Genomic DNA, 19,926 nt, shown 5'->3' with positions numbered 1-19,926 from the left:
CAGCGTCATGGCCCGTTACGTGTACGACTTCGCACAGGGCGGCCGGGACATGGCCGGCCTGCTCGGCGGCAAGGGCTCCAACCTGGCCGAGATGACCCGGCTCGGACTGCCCGTCCCTCCTGGGTTCGTCATCACCACCGAGGCCTGCCGGGCCTTCCTCGCCAGCGGCGGCGAGCCCGTGGGCATGTGGCAGGAGGTCTCCGAGCACCTGACGACCGTCGAGACGGCCGCGGGCCGGCTGCTGGGGCAGCCGGACGATCCGCTGCTGCTCTCCGTCCGTTCCGGGGCGCGTTTCTCCATGCCCGGCATGATGGAGACGATCCTCGACATCGGCCTGAACGACGACTCCGTGCTGGGCCTGGCCAAGGTCTCGGGCAGTGAACGCTTCGCCTGGGACTCCTACCGCCGACTGATCCAGATGTTCGGCAGTACGGTCATGGGCGTCGACCCAGCCCTGTTCGAGCGCGCCATCGCCCTGCTCAAGGACCTGCGCGGCGCCCCGGACGACGTGCACCTGGACGCCGCCGACCTCGCCCAGCTGGTCGAGACGTACAAGAACATCATCCACCTGGAGACCGGCGAGCACTTCCCGCAGTCCCCCGCCGAGCAGCTGCGCCGGGCGGTCCTGGCCGTCTTCCAGTCCTGGAACGGCGAGCGGGCGCGCCTGTACCGGCGGCGCGAGCACATCCCCGACGACCTGGGCACCGCCGTCACCGTGCAGTGCATGGTCTTCGGCAACCTCGGCCCCGACTCGGGCAGCGGCGTCGCCTTCACCCGCGACCCGGCCACCGGACGCCCCGGCCTGTACGGCGACTACCTGCCCAACGCGCAGGGCGAGGACGTCGTCGCCGGCATCCGCAACACCGTGCCCCTGGCCGAGCTGGAACGCCTGGACCCGCACTCGTACGCCCGGCTGTGCGAGCACATGCGGACCCTTGAGCGGCACTACCGGGACCTGTGCGACATCGAGTTCACGATCGAGCGCGGCAGGTTGTGGATGCTGCAGACCCGGGTCGGCAAGCGGACCGCCGAGGCCGCCTTCGCCATCGCAGCCGAACTCGCCGACGAGGGACTCATCACCCCGGACGAGAGCCTCGCCCGGGTGAGCGGCGAGGAACTGGCCCGGCTGATGTTCCCTCGCTTCGACACCTCGGCGATGGGCGATCCGCTCGCCCATGGCCTCCCGGCTTCACCCGGTGCCGCGGTCGGCGCGGTGGTCTTCCACTCCGCCGAGGCGGTACGGCGTGCCGCGGCCGGCGAGAAGGTGGTCCTCGTCCGCCAGGAGACGACCCCCGACGACCTGCCCGGCATGATCGCCGCCCAGGCGGTGCTCACCAGCCGGGGCGGCAAGACCAGCCACGCTGCCGTGGTGGCGCGCGGCATGGGCAAGGTCTGCGTGTGCGGTGCCGAGGAACTCTCCGTCGACGTCGAGGCCCGGCGCTTCACCGCCCCCGACGGCACCGTCGTCGAGGAAGGCACGGTGATCTCCGTGGACGGTTCCGCCGGCGCCGTGTACCCGGGGCCGGTGCCGCTGGTGGACTCGGCGGTCATGCGGTTCCTGGAGTCGGGTGCCGGCGATGAGGGGTCGGCCAGGGTCGTCGACGCGGTGACCCGCGCGCTGGCCCGGGCCGACACCGTGCGGCGGCTGGAGGTGCGAGCCAACGCCGATACCCCCGAGGACGCCGCCCGCGCGCGCCGGTTCGGTGCGCAGGGCATCGGGCTGTGCCGCACCGAGCACATGTTCCTCGGGGAGCGACGCAAGCTGGTCGAGGAGATGATCCTGGCCGGCACGGACGGTGCCCGCGACCGGGCCCTGGCGGCGCTCCTGCCGCTCCAGCGGGAGGACTTCAGCGGCATCCTGGAGGCCATGGACGGCCTGCCGGTCACCATCCGCCTGCTGGACCCGCCGCTGCATGAGTTCCTGCCCGACCGCACGGAGCTCGCGGTGCGGATCGCCGCCGCCGAGGCGCGCGGCGACCTGCCGGCCGCGCACGACGTCGAACTGCTGAGCGCGGTGAACCGGATGCACGAGGAGAACCCCATGCTCGGGCTGCGGGGCGTGCGCCTCGGCCTGGTCGTTCCCGGTCTGGTCGCCATGCAGGTGCGGGCGATCGGCGAGGCCGTCGCGGAGAGGACACGGGCCGGCGGCAGCCCCCGGGCGGAGATCATGGTTCCGCTCGTCGGGGACGTCCGCGAACTGCGGATCGTCCGCGAGGAGGTGGAGCGGGTACTGGGCGACGTCTCCGCCGCGTCCGGCGTCCCCGTCAGCTGCCCCGTGGGGACCATGATCGAGCTGCCCCGGGCGGCGCTGACGGCGGACCGGATCGCCGCGGAGGCCGAGTTCTTCTCGTTCGGCACCAACGACCTCACCCAAACGACCTGGGGCTTCTCCCGCGACGACGTCGAGGCGGAGTTCTTCTCCGCCTACCTCGACAAGGGCGTCTTCCCCGTCTCCCCGTTCGAGACGCTCGACCGGGACGGGGTGGGCCGACTGGTCCGGATGGCTGTCGCCGAGGGCCGCGCCACCCGGCCGGACCTGAAGATCGGCGTGTGCGGCGAGCACGGCGGCGACCCCGACTCGGTGCACTTCTTCCACACCACCGGCCTGGACTACGTCTCCTGCTCGCCCTTCCGGGTCCCGGTCGCCCGCCTGGAGGCGGGACGGGCCGCGCTGGAGGAGACCGACGTGAGCGACAGCCGGTGACGCCCCGGGGGCCCGACGACAGCCAGTGGCCGGACCCACGGCCCCGTCTCCCGAGGCCGGCCGGCCCTGGGACCGGGGCGGCGCACGCAGCAGTCTTGAGGCGCGCCAAAAACGATCACCACGAACGATCAGGAGTGGAGCACATGACTGCCAAGAACACCGGCACCGAAGGCGGCACCGCCTCCGTACGCGTGCGGGCGGAGGGCGACGTGGACGAGGAGTCGCTCGCCTACGTCCGGGAGAAGGTCGACGCCGTGCTGGACCGTCCCGGGCTTCCGCCCGTCAGCGGCGAGGTGCGTGTCACCAGGGAGGCGGCCCACCACGTCGAGCTTCCCTGGTCCGCCGGCGCCGAGATTCAGGTGGGCGGCGACCTCGTCGTCGTGCACGCCCGTGAGGCGAGCGCCCGGGAGCTCGCCGATCGTCTGCAGGACCGGTTGCGCAGCCGCACGGAACGCGCCGCGCACCGCCGGGACGCAGCCCGCAGGACCGCCACACCACCGCCGTGGCGCGGTGGTCAGCAGCGTTAGGAACGCCGGGCGGCGTGGTACGGAGGGGGTCGGCCGATCCCCTCCCGTCCGCCCCGCGCTGGTGAAGGAGGAGCCACCGTGACATCCCACACCGTCGGTGAAGTGATGACCAGCGACGTCGTCCAGGCCTGCCGGACGACACCGTTCAAGGAGGTCGTCCGGCTGCTCGACCACCACCGGATCAGCGGGCTGCCCGTCGTCGACGACGACGACAAGGTGCTCGGCGTGGTCTCCGGGACCGACCTGGTACGCGCCCAGGCGAACAGGGCGGGCCGGGCCCCGGCCCGTGCCGTCACGGCGCAGGACCTGATGTCGGCACCGGCGATCACCGTGCATCCGGAGCAGTCCGTCCCGGACGCGGCACGGCTGATGGAGCGCTGCGGCGTCGAGCGGCTGCCCGTGGTGGACGAGGAGGACCGCCTCATCGGCATCGCCACGCGCCGCGACCTGCTCCGGGTCTTCCTGCGCACGGACGATGACATCCGGCGCCAGGTGACCGAGGAGGTCCTCGTCGGTGGCCTGGGGCTGCCACCCGACGCGGTCCGCGTCTCCGTCCGGGACGGCGTCGTCACGCTCGACGGCCGCGTGGAACTGCGCAGTCAGGTCCCGGAGGCCGTCCACTCGGTGTGGCGGCTCGAAGGCGTCGTAGGAGTGGTCAACGGATTGACGTTCCTCGACGACGACTGCTCCGTACCCAGTGTGCCCGGGTGACCGGACCCCGGTGACGGACGTGTCGCCCGCCGGCGCCGAAGCCCGGCCAATGGTGGGCCACCCGGCCCTGGCGGCCCGGGCCTGACGGTCTCGGACGGGGACCTTCGGCGCCTGGGGCGGCGCCACGAAGCGCTGGACAGTGGAAACCGTGAGCGGTGCCCTTCACTCGCGGCGCGGCTCCCGCCCATCCGCCGCCGTACATCCACGGCGGCCCCTCACAACGGAGGCGCACTCCCCATGACCCGACACGACGGCGGAACCGCGGACCCGGCCACCACTGCCGCGCCGTCCGACACCACCATCGCCGTGGACCGTCTCGTGACGGCCGCGCTCAAGGCACTCGACGACTACGAGGCCCTCACCCAGGAGCAGGTCGACCACATCGTCAAGAAGGCGTCGGTCGCCGCCCTCGACCAGCACACCGCGCTGGCGCTGCTGGCGGTGGAGGAGACCATGCGCGGCGTCTTCGAGGACAAGGCGGCCAAGAACATGTTCGCCTGCGAGCACGTTCGGCGGCCGTGGGGCAGAGTCCGTCGTGGATCGCCGAGCAGGCCGGGTTCACCGTTCCCGCCGACACCTCGATCATCCTGGTCGAGGCCGAACGGGTGGGCGCGCACGAGCCGTTGACCCGAGAGAAGCTCTGCCCGGTGCTGGCCGTGCTGCGTGCCGAGGACGAGCGGCAGGGCTTCGACCTGGCCGCCGACATGGTGGCCTTCCACGGTCAGGGCCACAGCGCCGTCATCCACACCGAGGACCCCGCCCTCGCCGAGGCGTACGGCAGGCGGATGAAGACCGTACGGGTCATCGTCAACGCCCCGTCCTCCCAGGGAGCCATCGGCGGTGTCTACAACGGACTGCTGCCGTCGCTCACGCTGGGCTGCGGATCCTGGGGGAGCACCTCCGTCTCCAACAACGTCTCCGCGGCCCAGTTGCTGAACGTCAAGCGGGTCTCCACCCGGCGCAACAACCTCCAGTGGTTCAAGGTCCCGCCGAAGATCTACTTCGAGCCGCAGGCACGGCTCCACCCGGCAGATCGCCGAGCGGATGGCTGCCCAGCTGCGCCGAGCGGGACTTGCAGCGCGGGCGCGTCCCATGGCGGAGGTCGACGACGCCGACACCTATGAGGCGTTCGTCCTCGGAAGCGCGGTTCACAGCCAGCGCTGGCTGACCCCGGCGAGAGCCTTCATACGGGACAACCGCGACGTACTGGGCATGCGACCGGTATGGATCTTCAGCGTCGGGATGCCGGCTGCGCTGCGGGGGCCGTGGAAGCGCCTGGTCACGAAGGAGATTCCGGTGATCGAGCGAGACCTGCCCGCCGGTCTGGCGTACCGGGGGCACCGTCTGTTCTCGGGCGTCCTCACACCGGCCCAGCTTCCGCGCACGGACAGGATCTTCTTCCGCGTGGTGGGCGGCCGGTTCGGTGACTACCGGGACTGGGACGCCATTGACGCGTGGACGGCGGAAATCGCGGCCGAGCTGACTCATGGCTGAGCCGGTTCGGACACCTCGGTCGCCCGTGACGATCGCTGGTTCAGGAGCGGAGGAAGCGGCGGTGGTCGGCCGGCGGCACCGGCACCGTGATGGTCAGGACACCATGCTTGTACTCCGCCGCCACCTCGTCACCCTTCGCCCCGGCCGGCAGCGGAGAAGGTGGCCGTAAGGGACCTTGTTGCCTCGGTTTCCCCGCGGTCATCACGCTGCGCTGGGCACGCAGGTCCAGCACACCTCCCGTGACCGTGATCTCGATGCCTGGGCACGCAGGTCCAGCACACCTCCCGTGACCGTGATCTCGATGCCATCGCTGGGGTTGACCCCGGGAAGCGCGGCCAGCAGTACATACGTCCCGTCCGTCAGGCGCTCTTCCACATGGATGCCGTGCGTTTCGGGAAGAGTGTCCATCACGGGGAATCCTCTTGCGTGTGCCGCTCGTCCTGAACCGACAGATTGCCGAACTGCACCGCTCTGCGAGCCGTCGCATCCAGGGTTCGGGCGTCGCCGCAGACCGGTACGGTCGCGTCGGCGTTGTCCTCGAGGGCACGCCGCACGAGAGGCCGTGACCGCTGCCGTTGGACGTCGCTCAGGCGCAGCGCCTCAAGCTGGACATCCACTCCGTACAGAGTGCGTCCGCCGACGAGCTCCCGGCCGGTGACCAACTCCGGCTCGATGCGCACGAAGACCTCCTCGGGCCACGGCACCCAGGAGCGAGGGCCGGTCCCGGGCGAGGCGCTCGTGCTCGGCAGGATCGGTCACCACCGAGGCGGAACCGGTGACGACGACGCTCCAGCCCGAGTGAGCGACCGCGTGCACCTCGTCGGCCTCGAAGGCGACCACCGCGCCGTCGTAGTCCAGACAGAAGTGACCGGCAGCACCGAGGGGAGAGCCCGGCATGTGTGGACGATGCGTCCCACCGGCACCTGTGCCAGCAGACGCAGGCACTCCTGCCGTTCCAGTTCGCGGAATCCGTAGTTTGCGTACATAGCCAGCTCCCGGAGAAGGGCCGGGGCCGGCGTCAGGCCGCCCGCACAGCGACGGCGTCGTGCTGTTGTCCGCCGAGGACCACCTTCAGGGCACCGGTCCCGGCGGCGTCGCGGAAGACGTCGTACGCCTCCTCCATCTGGTCCGGCGGGAAGGTGTGGGTGACCAATTGCGACGTCGGGAGCCGTCCGGCGGACGCCATCCGCAGCAGGGTCGGCGTGGAGTGCGTGCCGACCAGCCCTGTGGTGATCGTCACGTTCTTGATCCACAGGTCTTCCAGGTGCAGAGTCACGGGCTTGCCGTACACACCGACGTTGGCCACGTGGCCGCCGGGCCGCACCACGCGCGTGCACAGCTCGAAGCTCTCCGGCACGCCGACCGCCTCGATGACCACGTCGGCACCCAGCCCTTCGGTGAGGTCGGCGATCAGCTGCTCGGGGGCTTCCCGGACGTCGGCCACGGCATCCGCCCCGAGCCGCCTGGCGGCCTCCAGCCGGGAGGCGGCCAGGTCGACGGCGACGATCCGCTCGGGCGCGAACAGCCGGGCGGTGGCGATGGCCGCCAGCCCGATGGGGCCGGCCCCAACGACCACGACGGTGTCTCCTGGACGGACCTTTCCGTTGAGCACGCCGACCTCGTACGCCGTCGGGAAGATGTCGGCCCGGATCTGGCCGCCGACTGGTTCACCACCCACCTGGCACGGCCCGGCGTGGGAGAGTCTCTGACCATCTCGTCGGCGTAAACGCCCTGACGCAAGACGGCGGGCCCCCGGTACCCGCCTGCGCACAGGCACCAAGGGCCGATCGTCGGAACGTTCCGCTAGCGGTTCTTCTCTCCGTCGGTGAGCTCCTTGGCCACCCGCGCGGCCCAGGCCTCGATCACGTCGAAGTCGCGGAAGTCCCCGCCCTTCCCGGAACGCAGGATCATCCGGGCGATGCGTCCTTTCGCGCCTTCCGCAAGGCGTCCTCCGAAAGTGACGTGCTCGGCGACGTCCAACTTGTCCATGGCGCGCCGTACGCCGGGCACAGGCGGGATGTCCCGCTCCGACGCCGAGGCATCGAGCGGCCCGCTGCTGAAGAACCACACCGGCCGACCGGCCAAGGACCTGCCGTGTCGCCGCACGAAGCGGCGGGCGTCCTTGTGCCAGCGCCCGGCGTACAGCCCGCCACCGACCACGACGGCGTCGTACGGCGACACGCTCGTCACGGACCGGGCAGGCAGCGCCTCGGCCGCGAGCCCTTCCTTGCGCAAGACGGCGGCCACGGCTTCGGCGATCTCCGCGGTCGATCCGTTGGTTGTTCCGTAGGCGACCAACACGTTGCTCGGCATGGTGGTTCGCCTCCTTTCACAGTCGTCGAGCCGGTGGGTGAGCTTGTCGACGACGTCGACCCCGCCGTCGATCGGCCGGGTCATGGCAAGGGATCGTCGAGCACTGGCAGCCGCTCCGCATGTCGCCGGGCCACTTCATGCCGGTTCCTCCTCAGCGCAGTCGGCGCAGATAGGGGTCCTTGGGCCTGCGCGGCAGGAGGCGTATCCGCGCGTCGAGCACCATGACCTGGCCGGGTGTGGCGAGGACCGGGTTGAAGTCGGCCTCGGCGAGTTGCGGCAGGTCCTCCGCCATGCGGGACAGCCGCAGGAGGACCTGTTCCAGGCCTTCGAGGTCCACGGGTCCGTTGCCGCGCGCGCCGAACAGCAGCGGGGCGCAGCGCGGGGCGGTGATGAGGTCGTGCACGTCGTGGTCCGTGAGCGGGGCGAGGCGGGCGGCGTGATCGGCGAGCACCTCCGTAGCCGTCCCACCGAGCCCGAACAGGACGAGCGGCCCGAAGACGTCGTCCTGGGCGACTCCGGCGAACAGCTCGGTGCCGCGTTCGGCGAGCGGCTGCACGACCACCCCGGTCATCAGCCCGGCGAACCGGCTCTCCAAGTCCTGGTAGGCGGCACGGACCTGGTCCTCGCCCCGCAGGTCGAGGTGGACCGCGTGCTGCTCGCTCTTGTGCACCAGTCCAGGCCAGTGGGCCTTCATGACCACCCGGCCGTCGACACCGCCCAGCCGTTCGGCGGCGTGGACGGCGTCGCCCTCCGTGTCGGCCCATGCCCACGGCAGCTGGGGGATGTCGTAGCAGGCCAGCAGGTCTGCGCAGGTGAGTGGGTCGAGCCAGCCACCGTCCGGATGCGAGGCGAGGTACGTCCCAGTGATCTTGCGGGCGCGGCCGGTGTCGACGCCGTCGAGAGCCGGTAGGGTGCCGGCCGGGCGGGCGAGCCAGGCAGCCCGCCGGGCGGCGTGGGCCAGGGCCCGTGCCGCCGCCTGGGGTTCGGCGTACGAGGGGATGGTGCCGCCGCCGACGGCGGGCAGCAGGTTGACCGCCACGTCCTGCTCCAGGCGGACGAGGGCGACCGGCCGCGCCTGTCGTCCCGGTCCTGCGGTGAGGGCCCGGACCAGATCGTCACCTGTCGCCGAGGCAACCGCGGTGGGGACGAGGGCGAGCAGCACGGCGTCGATCCCCGGATACGTCAGGAGCCGGTCGACGCACTCGCGCAGTTGGTCCTCCGATACGGCCGCGGTGGCGTCCACGGGATTGCCGACGGCCGCACCGGAAGGCAGTACGGCCAGCAGGTCGTCGACGAGTCCGGGTGTGAACTGCGGCAGGACGAGCCCCGCTTCGGCGCAGGCGTCGGCGGTCAGCACGCCCGCGCCGCCGGCGTTGGTGACGATGGCGACGCGGGTCCCCGCCGGGTGCGGCTGGGTGTGGAACAGGGCTGCGGTGGCGAGGAGTTCGCCGATCGAGTGGGTGGCGGTGATGCCGGCCTGGGTGAAGAGGGCCTGCCGGGTCATGGTGCGGGTGGCGGCGGCCGCCGTGTGTGAGGCGGCGGCCCGTCGGCCCGCGTCGGTGCGGCCGGCGTCGACGGTGAGGACGGGCATGCGGCGGGTGACGCGCCGGGCGGTGCGGGAGAAAGCCCGCGGGTTACCGAAGGACTCCAGGTGCAGCAGGGCGAGGTCGGTGCGGCCGTCGCTCTCCCACCACTGGAGCATGTCGTTGCCACTGACGTCCAACTTGTCGCCGAGGGAGGCGAACGTGGACACGCCGATGCCCAGGCGGGACAGCCCGTCGAGCAGGGCGATGCCCACACCACCGGACTGCACGGCCACGCCCGCGCTGCCGGGTTTCGGGTGACCGGCGGCGAACGTCGCGTCCAGGCCCAGGTCCGGGTCGGTGTTGGAGATGCCGAGGCAGTTGGGGCCTACCAGGCGCATGCCGTGGGTACGGCAAGCGGTCAGGAGCGCCTGCGCCCGGGTACCGTCGAGGCCTGCGGAGACGACCACGAGGGCCCGTACGCCCGCCTTGCCGCACTCCTCTGCGACGCTCGGGACCGCGGGAGCGGGCGCGGCGATCACCACGAGGTCGGGCGTCCTGGGCAGGGCGGTGATCGAGGGGTAGGAAGGCACGCCCAGGATGTTGGTGGCGCTGGGGTTCACCGCGAACAGGCGCCCGGTGTAACCGCCGGCGTGCAGGTGGTGGAGCAGGGCGCGGCCGACCGAGCCGGGCTTGCGGCCGGCGCCGACGACGGCCACAGCCTTCGGCCGCAGCAACGGTACGAGGCTGGCCACGTCGGCGGCCCGGCCTCGGGCCTCCACCGCCGTCAGGTAGGCGTCGTCCTCGTCGAGGGCTATCGTGCAGCGCACCTCGGCGCCCTCGAAGCGCCGGGTCACGTCCAGGCCGAGGTCGGTGAAGAGCCTGAGGACTTCGCGGTTCTCGCTCAGCGCGTCGGCCGTGAAGGCGGTGACGCCGTCCGACCGGGCCGCCGAGACCAGGTGTTCGACAAGCAGGGTGCCCACGCCCCGGTGGTGCAGCCCGTCGGCGACGGCGACGGAGATCTCGGCCGAGCCCCTGCCGCCCCCGGTGTCGTACTCGGCGAGGCCGATCACCTGGCCCTTCGTCTCGGCCAGCAGTGCCCGGTAGCCGGGCCGTGCCGACGCACAGGCTCGATCGGCGGCCGCGGTGGCGGAACTGCGGCTCACCGCGAAGAACCTCAGGCGCAGGTTCTCCGGGGACATCTCCTCGTACAGCCCCTCCAGCTGATCGTGGTCGCCGGGCAGCACAGGACGGATGCACACGGTGGTGCCGTCCGTGAGCAGGGCGTGGACAGGGGGTCGGTTGAGCACGTCGTCCGTCATCGCGGCTCTCCTCCAAGTCTCTCGACTCTTCGAGCATCCAGCGGTTCGCCGCGGGGACCCATGGGCTGTCCGGGACCGATCCGAGGGCCGGTCGGCCCCATCGCCCCGCCACGCTCGTCGATTCGGTCGCCGCTCGCAGGGGCGCGCCCTCCGGGTGCGCGGTCTGTCGGCGGTCAGTACCGTGGCGCTCCGATGTTCCACCTTGGGCGAGTACCCAGCGGTGGATGACCGGGTCACCGGTGAGGAGGCTGCAGGGCCTGCAAGAAGGCGGCGAAACTGCCGCGTACGGCGTACGCGGGCAGCACTCGTGCGTCTGCAGACGGAGCTGGTGAAACTGCAGGAGTGGGTGAAGGCGGAGAGCACTCGGCTGGCTTGCCGTCGTGAGGACCGGAGGCGGCGGGCAGTCGCCCTGCCGCAGCCGACCGAGCGCGAGCGGCAGCGATACGTCCCCGACCACGTTGGGGCCTTTGACCTCACGCCCGCTCGGATACGACCGCCACCGGACAGGCGGAGTGGTGCAGGACGGTGTGGGCGACGCGGCCGAGGTGCCCGGGCTGTCGGCGCCGGGCCCCGACAACGAGGAGGTCTGGCCTCGTACGAGGCGGCGAGGAGCACCCTGCGAGCGGGTCCCTCGATCGTGCGCCGGTGCAGCTCCATGTCCGCCGGAGCATCTTTCAGGGCCGCTTCCAGCACCTTGGCAGCCTGCTCCTCGTGCAGGCGCGTGGGCTCGCCCGCGAGCAGGGGGTGGTCGGTGGTCTCGTGCGCGGGACAGCGCCAGGCGCGGACGGCGTCCAGCGGCACCCCACGCCTCTTCGCCTCCTGGTAGGCGAAGTCGACAGCAGCCGTCGATGCGTCGCCGACTCCGAGGAGGATGCGGCCGCGCAGCCCGACCCTGGCCTGGTTGTCGTGGTTGCCACGCACGACGATCACCGGGCGGACGCGTGAGATGCCACGGTCAGGCTGACGGAGCCGAGCAGCAGGTTGGCGATGTCTCCGCGGCCACGGGTGCCCAGGACCAGTGCGGAAGCGTTCCGTCCCTCGCGCACCAGCGCGCACTCAGGCTCCTCGGGGAGCACGGCGGTGGAGATCTTCACGTCCGCAGCGCGCCGGCGGGCGCGCCGCGCCGCGGTCTCGACGATGTCCTCGGCGATGCCCCGTCCGGACGACTTGCCGAGGTCACGCGCGAGTGCGGCGCCTTCATACCGTTCCCACAGCGAGGCGTTCACCAGCCGCAAAGGCGCCCCGCGCAGGGCGGCCTCGTCGGCTGCCCAGTCCACGGCCCGCAGGCTCGGCTCGGATCCGTCGACGCCGACGACGAGCGGAAGGCCCATGGTGTTCATGACCGTACTCCCAGGTCGAAGACGATGCGGGCCTTGACCTCGCCGCGCAGCACCTCGTCGATGGAGTCATTGACGGCGGCGAGCGGGCGGGTCTCGTAGATGACCTTCGTCCGGCCGGCCGCGTGGAGCTGGAAGACCTCGGCGAGGTCCTGCCGGGTGCCGACGATCGAGCCGATCACACTGGTGCCGTTCAGGACCGTGTCGAAGATCGGCACCTGGATCGTGCCGCGTGCGGGCAGCGCCACCATCACCAGCTTGCCGCCCCGGCGCAGACCGGAGTTGACCGCCGTGAACGCGGCCTCGTTCACCGCGAGCGCGATCGCCGCGTGCGCACCGCCGTGTCGCTTCAGCACCGCTCCCACGTCGTCCTTGCGGGCGTCGATGACGAGATCGGCACCCAGCTCACGGGCAAGCCGCAGTTTGTCGTCGGTGACGTCGATCGCGGCGACGGTGGCTCCGGCGATCTTCGCGTACTGCACGGCCAGGTGTCCGAGGCCGCCGACGCCGGAGATCGCGACGAGCTGGGCGGGCCGGACGTCGGCGACCTTCAGGGCCTTGTACGTCGTCACGCCCGCGCAGGTCAGCGGGGCCGCGTCGAACGGGGTGACGCCCTCAGGCACCAGCTGGGCGAAGTCGGCCCAAGCCAGCATCTTCTCCGCGTATCCCCCGTCGCAGCCATAGCCGGTGTTGATCTGCTGCTCGCACAGCGTCTCCCAGCCGGACAGGCAGTGCTCGCACCGCCCGCAGGCCCGGCCCAGCCAGGGCACCGCGACCCGCTGCCCGACGGCCAGGTGGGTGACGCCCTCGCCGAGGGCCTCCACCAGACCCACGCCCTCGTGCCCGGGCACGAACGGCGGGTTCGGCTTGACCGGCCAGTCCCCGTGCGCGGCGTGGATGTCGGTGTGGCACAGCCCGGACGCCTCGAGACGGACACGGATCTGGCCGGGGCCGGGCTCGGGGTCGGGGCGCTCCTCGATGACCAGCGGTTCACCGAAGGCCCGGACGACTGCTGCCTTCATGGTTGCTTCTCCTCAGGATGCTCAGTCGTGCGGGACGACGGCGACGGGCGCGGTGGCGTGGTGCAGGACGGCGTGCGTGACGGGACCGATGTGGGCGCCGAGCGGGTTGCGGCGGACCCGGCGGCCCACGACGACGAGGGATGCCTCGCGGGAGGCGTCGATCAGGTGCAGGGCCGGGCTGCCGGAGCGGGACTCCTCCAGAACCTCGACGTCCGGGAACTTCTGCCGCCACGGGCGCAGCACCTCCGCCAGGCCGGCGGCCTCGCTCTGGGCGAGGGTGTCGTGAAATCCGGGGTCGGCTGACAAGCCGTAGGCGTAGTGGGGCGGCGGGTTCCAGCCGTGGACGACCCTCAGGGACGTGGCGCGGCGCACCGCCGCGTCGAAGGCGAACTCGATCAGTCCTTCATCCGGCCGGCCGGTGTCCATGCCGAGCACGACGGGCCGGTAAGGGGCCGCCGCCGACGGAATGCCGGTGGGGTCCATCTCGTGCTCGTCGGCGGCCTGCTCTCCCGCGCGCACCAGGACGACCGGCAGCTCGGCGTGCGCCAGGACGGCCTGGCCGACGGAGCCGACCAGGAACCCGCCGATCCCGCTCATGCCGCGCGACCCCAGGACCAGCAGCGCGGACTCCTCCGCCGCCGAGCACAGCGCCTCGGCGGCGTTGCCGGAGAGCTGCTCCGTGCTCACCTCGACGCCCGGGTGCCGCAACCGCAGACCCGCGGCGGCTTCGCGCGGGATCCGCTCGGTCCAGTGCTGGTGGGTCTCGGCACCGAGGAGCGGTGCCTGGGCCATCGGCTCCGGCACCGGCACCGGCTGCCAGACATGGACGAGCTTGAGCGCCAGCCCGCGTAGCTTCGCTTCCCTGGCCGCCCACTCGGCGGCGGCCCGGCTCTCGGACGAGCCGTCGAGACCTACGGTGATCGTGCGGGACATGCTCTCAACCTCCAGAAGTGAAGCAAGGGGTCCGATTCGAGGGTCGTGCGCGGGCGGCGGGCAGTGCAGGGGCCACTGGTCCCGGACCGGGACCCGACCGTCCCTCCCACCGCCCGGGCGGTGGGCCCGGTGGCGAGCCCACCGCAATCCCCGCGTTCAGCGCAGCCAGCCGTTGTCGCGGACGAACCGGAGCCTGGCCCAGAGCCGGCCGGCCCCCAGGGTGTCGCCCGCGGAGACGGCGGCCAGGGCGATCAGGACGGCGGCGTAGACGAGGTGGTAGTCGGCGAAGGGGTTCGTCGACATGCTCGGCGAACCGTCCGAGAGGTGCTGGGCCGGTGGCCACTCCGCGACCCACATCAGCGCCATCATCGCGGTCCCCGCCATCGCGGCCAGGCGCAGTCCGATCCCGGCGACCAGTGCCAGGCCGATGCCCAGCAGGCCGAGCATGAACAGCCAGTCCGCCCAGGCCGCGCCGGCCCACTCGTGGAACGTCGACTCCATCGGCCCGACGGACACTGAGCCGAGGAACCCCTTCGTCGGCGATCCGCCGTCGATCCAGCCCTTGCCGGACGGGGTGGCGTAACCAAAGCCGAACGTCTTGTCCAGGAAGGCCCACAGGAAGACGAAACCCATGAGGAGGCGCACCGAACCGAAGACGTAGGCCCGCGCGGTGTGCGTGTCGTCGCGTGCCGACACGGCGGACTCGGGTGCGGTGGACGTCCTGTTCCCTCGGAACGACGGCAGGTGGAGACCCGCACTCCGGTGTGAGTGATCGTGCACGGCCATGACGGTGATCCCTTCGGGGATGGTCCGGTTGGTTCCTGACACCGTTCACTTTCATGGGCGGCGCCGGTTCGCACCGGAGGCCGAAGGTCCACGACCGCGGGCTGAACGGCCCTGGGCCGGGGGGCCGTTCAGCGCGATACGACGAACCCGGCGGGTCCCAAGGCGGCGGGCCGGCTGTCCGGTCCGCCGCGCTCGTGCCGCGAACCGGACAGCTGTGCCTGGTGTTGGGCGTGGCCCTGCGCGGCGGAGAGCCGCCACCGGGTTCAGGCCACTCAGCCCTCAGCCCTGGTGTGTCGCCCGCGGCCCGCCCCGTCAGGCCCACCTGGCCACTTTGCACGGCCCGCGAGGGGCTGGAGGCCGGGTGATCCGCTCACCGGTCCGCCGGCGTGATACGACGCCCTGTCACGCGGACGGGCCGGATCATCGCCCACAACGTGCGTCCTTCCCCCGGCCACGGATCGGTATGGGCCCGCGTGTCCAGGCGGCGCACCTCGTCGGGGTCTCTGACGGCCTCGGCCCGGCCGACCGCGAGAACGCTCCAGCCCTGGCTCATCGCATCGTCGATGTGGTCCACCTCGAAGGCGACCTCCGTGCCGACGGCCGCGGCGGGAGCCTCGTCCGGCGAGGTGCGGAAGACGAGGGCGTCGTCGACCACGTCGTAGTTGACCGGGAGCACGGCCGGGCCGTCAGGGGTGGTCACAGAAACGCGCCCCACACCGTGCGTGGACAGCAGGGTGCGGCACTCCTCCTGGCTGAGTTCCCTCAGGCGGGGGTGCAGGAGGGCGTGCCCCTGCCCTGGTGGCAGATCCTGGTCACCGCCCCGGGTTCGACGAGCCGGGTGCCGAGGGCGTCGGCCAGTCGCAGCAGCGTCGCCAGACTGGGATCCGAAGGATGTTCCTCCAGGTAGGCGAGGTACTCCGGCGCCATGTGGGCGCGGCGGGCCGTTTCCTCCCGGCTGAGGCCTTGTCGCCGACGTGCGGCCGCCACGCGCCGCCCCACGTCCCCGGGCTGCGTCGCTGCGCTGCGGGGGGCGGGTCGCGGTGGCGGCTGTCGTGCTCGGGTCCGTCGTCCCGCCTGGCGCTGCGGCCTCGGTGTGGAGGTGCTGGACGTGTGCGTCCGGCCCGGGGAACACGAGCGTGACCTGGCCCGTGTCCGACCATCGCACGTCGTACGGGGGCGTTCCGTCGTCGTGGTGCAGCCCGACGATCTCGCCGTCGCGTCGAGCGGTGCCGGAGGCCGGACTTTCGACGATCAGCAGATCGCCCAGCTGAGCGTGCATGACGGTGCCGTTTACCTCGGTGGGTCCGCTCTTGGCTCGCCCTTCCAGGGTCACGCCGAGCAGGGTCCCGCACCACTGGGTGGCGTCCCGGCGTCCTTCCCGCCCAAAGGCACCTGGTGCCTCGGGGCTGATCACCTACCCGAGGGGCCCTGCCCTTCCCTCACCGGGGCGTGCCACCGCAGTCGTGTACCGCCGCCGTCCCGGCCGGCGAGTTCCATGTCCCCGCCGAGCTTCCTGGCCCGCTCGGCCATGTTGGCGAGGCCGCTGCGGCGGCCCCCCTCGGGTACGCCCACACCGTTGTCGGTGACCGTGAGGCGCACCTCGTTGCCGTCGGTCTCCAGCACCACCTCGGCGCGGTCGGCGTGCGCGTGGCGGGCGATGTTGGTGAGGGACTCGGACAGCACGGCCACGATGTGGTCGGCGGTCTCCTTCGGAACATGGGTGTCGAGCAGTCCCTCCATGCGCACACTGGGCGCGAAGCCCAGGACGGGCGCGGCCTCACCGACCACGCGTACCGCTCGGGCCCGCAGGCTGGGGGCCGCGTCGTCGTCGCGCGTGCGCAGGCCGAAGATCGTCGACCGAATGATCTTGATGGTTTCATCGAGGTCGTCAACGGCCCGCAACACGCGCTCCGAGGCCTGCGCGTGCTCGATGAGGCGGCCGGCGCTCTGCAGGGTCATCCCGGTGGCGAACAGCCGCTGGATGGCCAGGTCGTGCAGGTCCCGGGCGATCCGGTCGCGATCTTCAAGAACAGCGATCTGTTCGGCGTCCTTACGGCGTTCGGCGAGTTCCATGGCGACCGCGGCCTGCGCGGCGAAGCCCTGCAGCGGCTCCATCTCCTTCTGGGTGAACTCGTTCGCGCCCGCCTCACGCACCAGCAGCACGACCCCGCGTACGCCGTCCCCCGTCCCCACGGGCACGGCGACGGCCGGACCCAGGCCTGAAAAACGCGGCGAACCAGCCGAGATCCCGTCGTCCTGGGAGACGCTCGGGCTGGTCACCGGTGCCACGTCGGCGAAGGCCCGCCCGATGAGGCTGCCCTCGACGGGCAGCACCAGTCCGCGGTGGGCCTCCGCCTGCCGGCCGATGGCCAGCTCCACGGTGAGCGTATCCGTGTCTTTCATCGGCACCGCGACCACGGCGAGTCCGGCGCCGGTGATGTCCCGCGCTCGCTCGGCGATCAGCCGCAGTACCTCCGCTTGGTCGCCGCCGGACATCAGGCTGTGGGTGATCTCGGCGTTCGCTTGCAGCCACCGCTCACGCAGCCGGGATTCCTCGTACAGACGGGCGTTGTCGATGGCGACGCCAGCGGCCACGGCGAGGGTGGACAGGACGGCCTCGTCCTCGTCGTCGAAGTCGGTCCCGCCCCGCTTTTCGGTCAGGTACAGGTTGCCGAACACCTGGTTTCTGACCCGGATGGGAACGCCCAGGAACGTGTTCATCGGAGGATGGTGCGGCGGGAAACCGTAGGAGGCCGGATGCTCGGAGAGCTTCGGCAGGCGCAGCGGCTCGGGGTGGCGGATCAGCTCACCCAGGATGCCGTGCCCCTCCGGGTAGTTCCCGATGCGGGCGATCTGGTCCTCGCTGACGCCGACCGTGTGGAAGGCCGACAGCCGCTTGCCGTCCGGGCCGATCACACCGAGTGCGCCGTACTGCGCGTCCACCAGTGCCGTCGCGGCCTCCACGATGCTGTACAGCGCCTGCTCCAGGTCGAGTTCCCGGCCGACCGACAGCACCGCTTCCAGCAGACTGTGCACCCGGTCCTGGGTCCCCCGGGCCGCGTCGATGCGGGCCTGCAACTCCTCCAGCAGCTCGTCCAGCCTGAGCTGGGGCAGCTTTACCTGGGCCTTCGGAGCCTCCTCGGAGCTTGGCAACGTGATCCTCCCACTATCCGCGTAGAGCCGACCGCCGTCCGCTCATCTGCCACGGTAGCGGTCGGCGCGCGAGGAGGACACGAGATCAGCCCCGCCAGGAGGGAGAGCACGCCAGGCCGGGTCAGGTCCGCGGCAACCTCGCGGCGACGTACTCCGTGAGGTCGAGCAGCCGGTTGGTGTACCCCCACTCGTTGTCGTACCAGCCGAAGACCTTCACCAGATCGCCGTGGGCCTGGGTCAGCGGGGCGTCCAGGACGCACGAGGCGGGGTCCCCCACGACGTCGCGGGAGACGATCGGCGCGTCGGACACCCGCAGGGTGCCCTTCAGCGGCCCGTCGGCGGCCTCCCGGAAGGCCGCGTTGACCTCGTCGGCGGTCGCCGGCCGGTCGAGCACCACGCTCAGGTCGGTCAGCGACCCGTCCTCGACGGGGACGCGTACGGCCATGCCGTCCAGGGTGCCGGACAGTTCCGGCAGGACGAGGCCGACCGCGCGGGCCGCACCTGTACTGGTGGGGATGATGTTGACAGCGGCGCTGCGGCCCCGGCGCAGGTCCTTGTGCGGGCCGTCGAGGACCACCTGGTCGTTGGTGTAGCCGTGGATGGTGGTCATCAGCCCCTTGACGAGGCCGAAGTGTTCGTCAAGCACCTTCACCATCGGGGCCACGCAGTTGGTGGTGCAGGAAGCGTTGGAAACCACGTGATGCCGGTCCGGGTCGTACGTTCCTTCATTGACGCCCATCACCACAGTGGCGTCGACGCCCTTGCCCGGAACCGACAGCAGCACCTTGCGCGCTCCCGCCCTCAGGTGCAGGCCGGCCTGCTCGCGGGTGCGGAAGCGGCCGGTGGACTCGATGACGACGTCCACGCCGAGGTCGCCCCAGGCCAGGGCGCCGGGGTCGCGCTCCGCGGTGACGGCGACGCGGTGGCCGTCGACGGTCAGCGAACTGTCGTCGTGCTCGACGACGCGGCCGAGCCGCCCATAGGTCGAGTCGTACGCCAGCAGATGGGCCAGTGCCTCCGGCGAGGTGAGATCGTTGACCGCCACCACCTCGATGGAAGTGCCGGCAGGATTCTCCGCGCGCTCCAGTGCGCAGCGCAGGTAGTTGCGTCCGATGCGGCCGAAGCCGTTGATGCCCACGCGTACGGTCATGTCCCTCGTCCTCCCCGACGGGTTCGCGATGCCCGGTGTCGTCCGGGTGCGCTATCAGCCTTCCGCCGTCGTGGGGGGCGGGCTTGGGCCCAAGAGGGGTGAACCGGGGGCCGTTCGGCCCTGCGCGGCGGCAGCGGGCCGGGGCGGGAGGCGTCGGCAGGCCTCTCCGCTCCCCCGGCTCCGCCTCAGCGGCCCTCGCCGCGCAGCCGGTCCTGCGCCTGAGTGGCGATGACGGCGGCCTGGATACGACGCTCCACGCCCAGCTTGGCCAGCAGGCGGGAGATGTGGTTCTTCACCGTCTTCTCCGCCAGATAAAGCTTCTGGCCGATCTGCCGATTGGTCAGGCCCTCACCGATCAGGGCCAGGATCTCCCGCTCCCGCTCGGTCAGCCCCGGCAGGGCGTCCGGCTCTTCCTCCTGCTTCTGACCTCCCCGCAACCTTGCCATCAGCTTGGCCGTGGCGCTCGGGTCCAGCAGCGACTGGCCACGGGCCACGGTGCGCACCGCTGAGACCAGGTCCGAGCCCTGGATCTGCTTCAGGACGTACCCGGACGCACCTGCCATGATCGAGTCCAACAGGGCCTCCTCGTCGTCGAACGAGGTCAGCATCAGGCAGGCCAGCTCGGGCATGCTCGAGCGCAGTTCACGGCACACGGTCACGCCGTCGCCGTCGGGCAGGCGGACGTCGAGGACCGCCACATCGGGGCGCAGCGCGGGGACGCGCACCAGGGCCTGCTCGACCGTGGCGGCTTCGCCGACCACCGTGATGTCCGGCTCGTCGTTCAGCAAGTCGTGCACACCGCGCCGGACGACCTCGTGGTCGTCCAGGAGGAAGACCCTGATGGGACCTCCGGTGCCGGCCTGCTCACTGTCCGCCATCGGTTACTCCTTGTGATGTCCTCTTCTGTTTCCATGGGAATCCTTCCCCGTCCGAGGGACCGGAGGCCAGGGC

General features: G+C 71.6%; 14 protein-coding genes and 5 pseudogenes. 5 read left to right on the top strand and 14 right to left on the bottom strand.

The window, feature by feature from the left end:
• Nucleotides 1-7: 7 nt before the first annotated feature.
• The 5 genes and pseudogenes from ppdK (at nt 8) to QNO09_RS05585 (ending at nt 5,436) form a co-directional block, all read left to right on the top strand.
• On the top strand, nt 8-2,704 hold the full coding sequence (gene ppdK / locus QNO09_RS05605) for a pyruvate, phosphate dikinase (RefSeq protein WP_283968918.1): 2,697 nt from the start codon (nt 8-10) through the stop codon (nt 2,702-2,704).
• Nucleotides 2,705-2,847: 143 nt separating this feature from the next.
• The gene (locus QNO09_RS05600; RefSeq protein ID WP_283968917.1) at nt 2,848-3,231 is read left to right on the top strand and encodes a hypothetical protein; all 384 of its coding nucleotides are present in this window, start codon (nt 2,848-2,850) and stop codon (nt 3,229-3,231) included.
• 78 nt (nt 3,232-3,309) lie between these two features.
• Nucleotides 3,310-3,942 (top strand): CBS domain-containing protein, encoded by a 633-nt coding sequence (locus QNO09_RS05595; protein ID WP_283968916.1) that lies wholly within the window; start codon nt 3,310-3,312, stop codon nt 3,940-3,942.
• A gap of 237 nt (nt 3,943-4,179) precedes the next feature.
• Nucleotides 4,180-4,958 (top strand): annotated as a pseudogene (locus tag QNO09_RS05590) (bifunctional acetaldehyde-CoA/alcohol dehydrogenase); the annotation flags it as partial.
• Nucleotides 4,959-4,986: 28 nt separating this feature from the next.
• Nucleotides 4,987-5,436: a flavodoxin domain-containing protein gene (locus tag QNO09_RS05585; protein ID WP_283968915.1), complete on the top strand. Its 450-nt coding sequence runs from the start codon at nt 4,987-4,989 to the stop codon at nt 5,434-5,436.
• Between the two features lie 40 nt (nt 5,437-5,476).
• On the opposite strand, the gene QNO09_RS39855 is transcribed toward QNO09_RS05585, so the two are convergent.
• The 14 genes and pseudogenes from QNO09_RS39855 to QNO09_RS05510 form a co-directional block, all read right to left on the bottom strand.
• Nucleotides 5,477-5,638 (bottom strand): Hsp20 family protein, encoded by a 162-nt coding sequence (locus QNO09_RS39855; protein ID WP_502962246.1) that lies wholly within the window; start codon nt 5,636-5,638, stop codon nt 5,477-5,479.
• On the bottom strand, nt 5,638-5,844 hold the full coding sequence (locus QNO09_RS05580) for an Hsp20/alpha crystallin family protein (protein ID WP_283968914.1): 207 nt from the start codon (nt 5,842-5,844) through the stop codon (nt 5,638-5,640). The genes QNO09_RS39855 and QNO09_RS05580 overlap by 1 nt, the downstream gene beginning before the upstream one ends.
• A gap of 203 nt (nt 5,845-6,047) precedes the next feature.
• Nucleotides 6,048-6,422, bottom strand: a pseudogene (locus tag QNO09_RS05575) (pyridoxamine 5'-phosphate oxidase family protein); the annotation flags it as partial.
• Between the two features lie 32 nt (nt 6,423-6,454).
• Nucleotides 6,455-7,084: pseudogene (locus QNO09_RS05570) on the bottom strand (zinc-binding dehydrogenase); the annotation flags it as partial.
• A gap of 155 nt (nt 7,085-7,239) precedes the next feature.
• Nucleotides 7,240-7,749, bottom strand: a complete 510-nt coding sequence (locus tag QNO09_RS05565; protein WP_283969185.1) for a flavodoxin domain-containing protein — start codon at nt 7,747-7,749, stop codon at nt 7,240-7,242.
• A 151-nt stretch (nt 7,750-7,900) separates the two neighbouring features.
• Nucleotides 7,901-10,594 (bottom strand): bifunctional acetate--CoA ligase family protein/GNAT family N-acetyltransferase, encoded by a 2,694-nt coding sequence (locus QNO09_RS05560; RefSeq protein WP_283968913.1) that lies wholly within the window; start codon nt 10,592-10,594, stop codon nt 7,901-7,903.
• A 473-nt stretch (nt 10,595-11,067) separates the two neighbouring features.
• A pseudogene (locus QNO09_RS05555) lies at nt 11,068-11,925 on the bottom strand (universal stress protein).
• 5 nt (nt 11,926-11,930) lie between these two features.
• The gene (adhP, locus tag QNO09_RS05550; RefSeq protein ID WP_283968912.1) at nt 11,931-12,953 is read right to left on the bottom strand and encodes an alcohol dehydrogenase AdhP; all 1,023 of its coding nucleotides are present in this window, start codon (nt 12,951-12,953) and stop codon (nt 11,931-11,933) included.
• Nucleotides 12,954-12,974: 21 nt separating this feature from the next.
• Nucleotides 12,975-13,886 (bottom strand): universal stress protein, encoded by a 912-nt coding sequence (locus tag QNO09_RS05545; protein ID WP_283968911.1) that lies wholly within the window; start codon nt 13,884-13,886, stop codon nt 12,975-12,977.
• A 156-nt stretch (nt 13,887-14,042) separates the two neighbouring features.
• Nucleotides 14,043-14,672, bottom strand: coding sequence for a DoxX family membrane protein (locus QNO09_RS05540; RefSeq protein WP_283968910.1), 630 nt, complete (start codon nt 14,670-14,672; stop codon nt 14,043-14,045).
• A 370-nt stretch (nt 14,673-15,042) separates the two neighbouring features.
• A pseudogene (locus QNO09_RS39850) lies at nt 15,043-15,951 on the bottom strand (pyridoxamine 5'-phosphate oxidase family protein).
• 131 nt (nt 15,952-16,082) lie between these two features.
• Nucleotides 16,083-17,825, bottom strand: coding sequence for a GAF domain-containing sensor histidine kinase (locus QNO09_RS05520; protein WP_283968908.1), 1,743 nt, complete (start codon nt 17,823-17,825; stop codon nt 16,083-16,085).
• A 121-nt stretch (nt 17,826-17,946) separates the two neighbouring features.
• The gene (gene gap, locus QNO09_RS05515; RefSeq protein ID WP_283968907.1) at nt 17,947-18,975 is read right to left on the bottom strand and encodes a type I glyceraldehyde-3-phosphate dehydrogenase; all 1,029 of its coding nucleotides are present in this window, start codon (nt 18,973-18,975) and stop codon (nt 17,947-17,949) included.
• 185 nt (nt 18,976-19,160) lie between these two features.
• Entirely contained in the window at nt 19,161-19,853 is a 693-nt protein-coding gene (locus tag QNO09_RS05510) for a response regulator (RefSeq protein WP_283968906.1), read from the bottom strand.
• Nucleotides 19,854-19,926: the final 73 nt, after the last annotated feature.

Source organism: Streptomyces sp. 378 (assembly GCF_030124145.1).
GTDB lineage: Bacteria > Actinomycetota > Actinomycetes > Streptomycetales > Streptomycetaceae > Streptomyces.
Note: the sequence above shows the minus strand (reverse complement) of the source record. Positions and strands in the feature narration are given on the sequence as shown.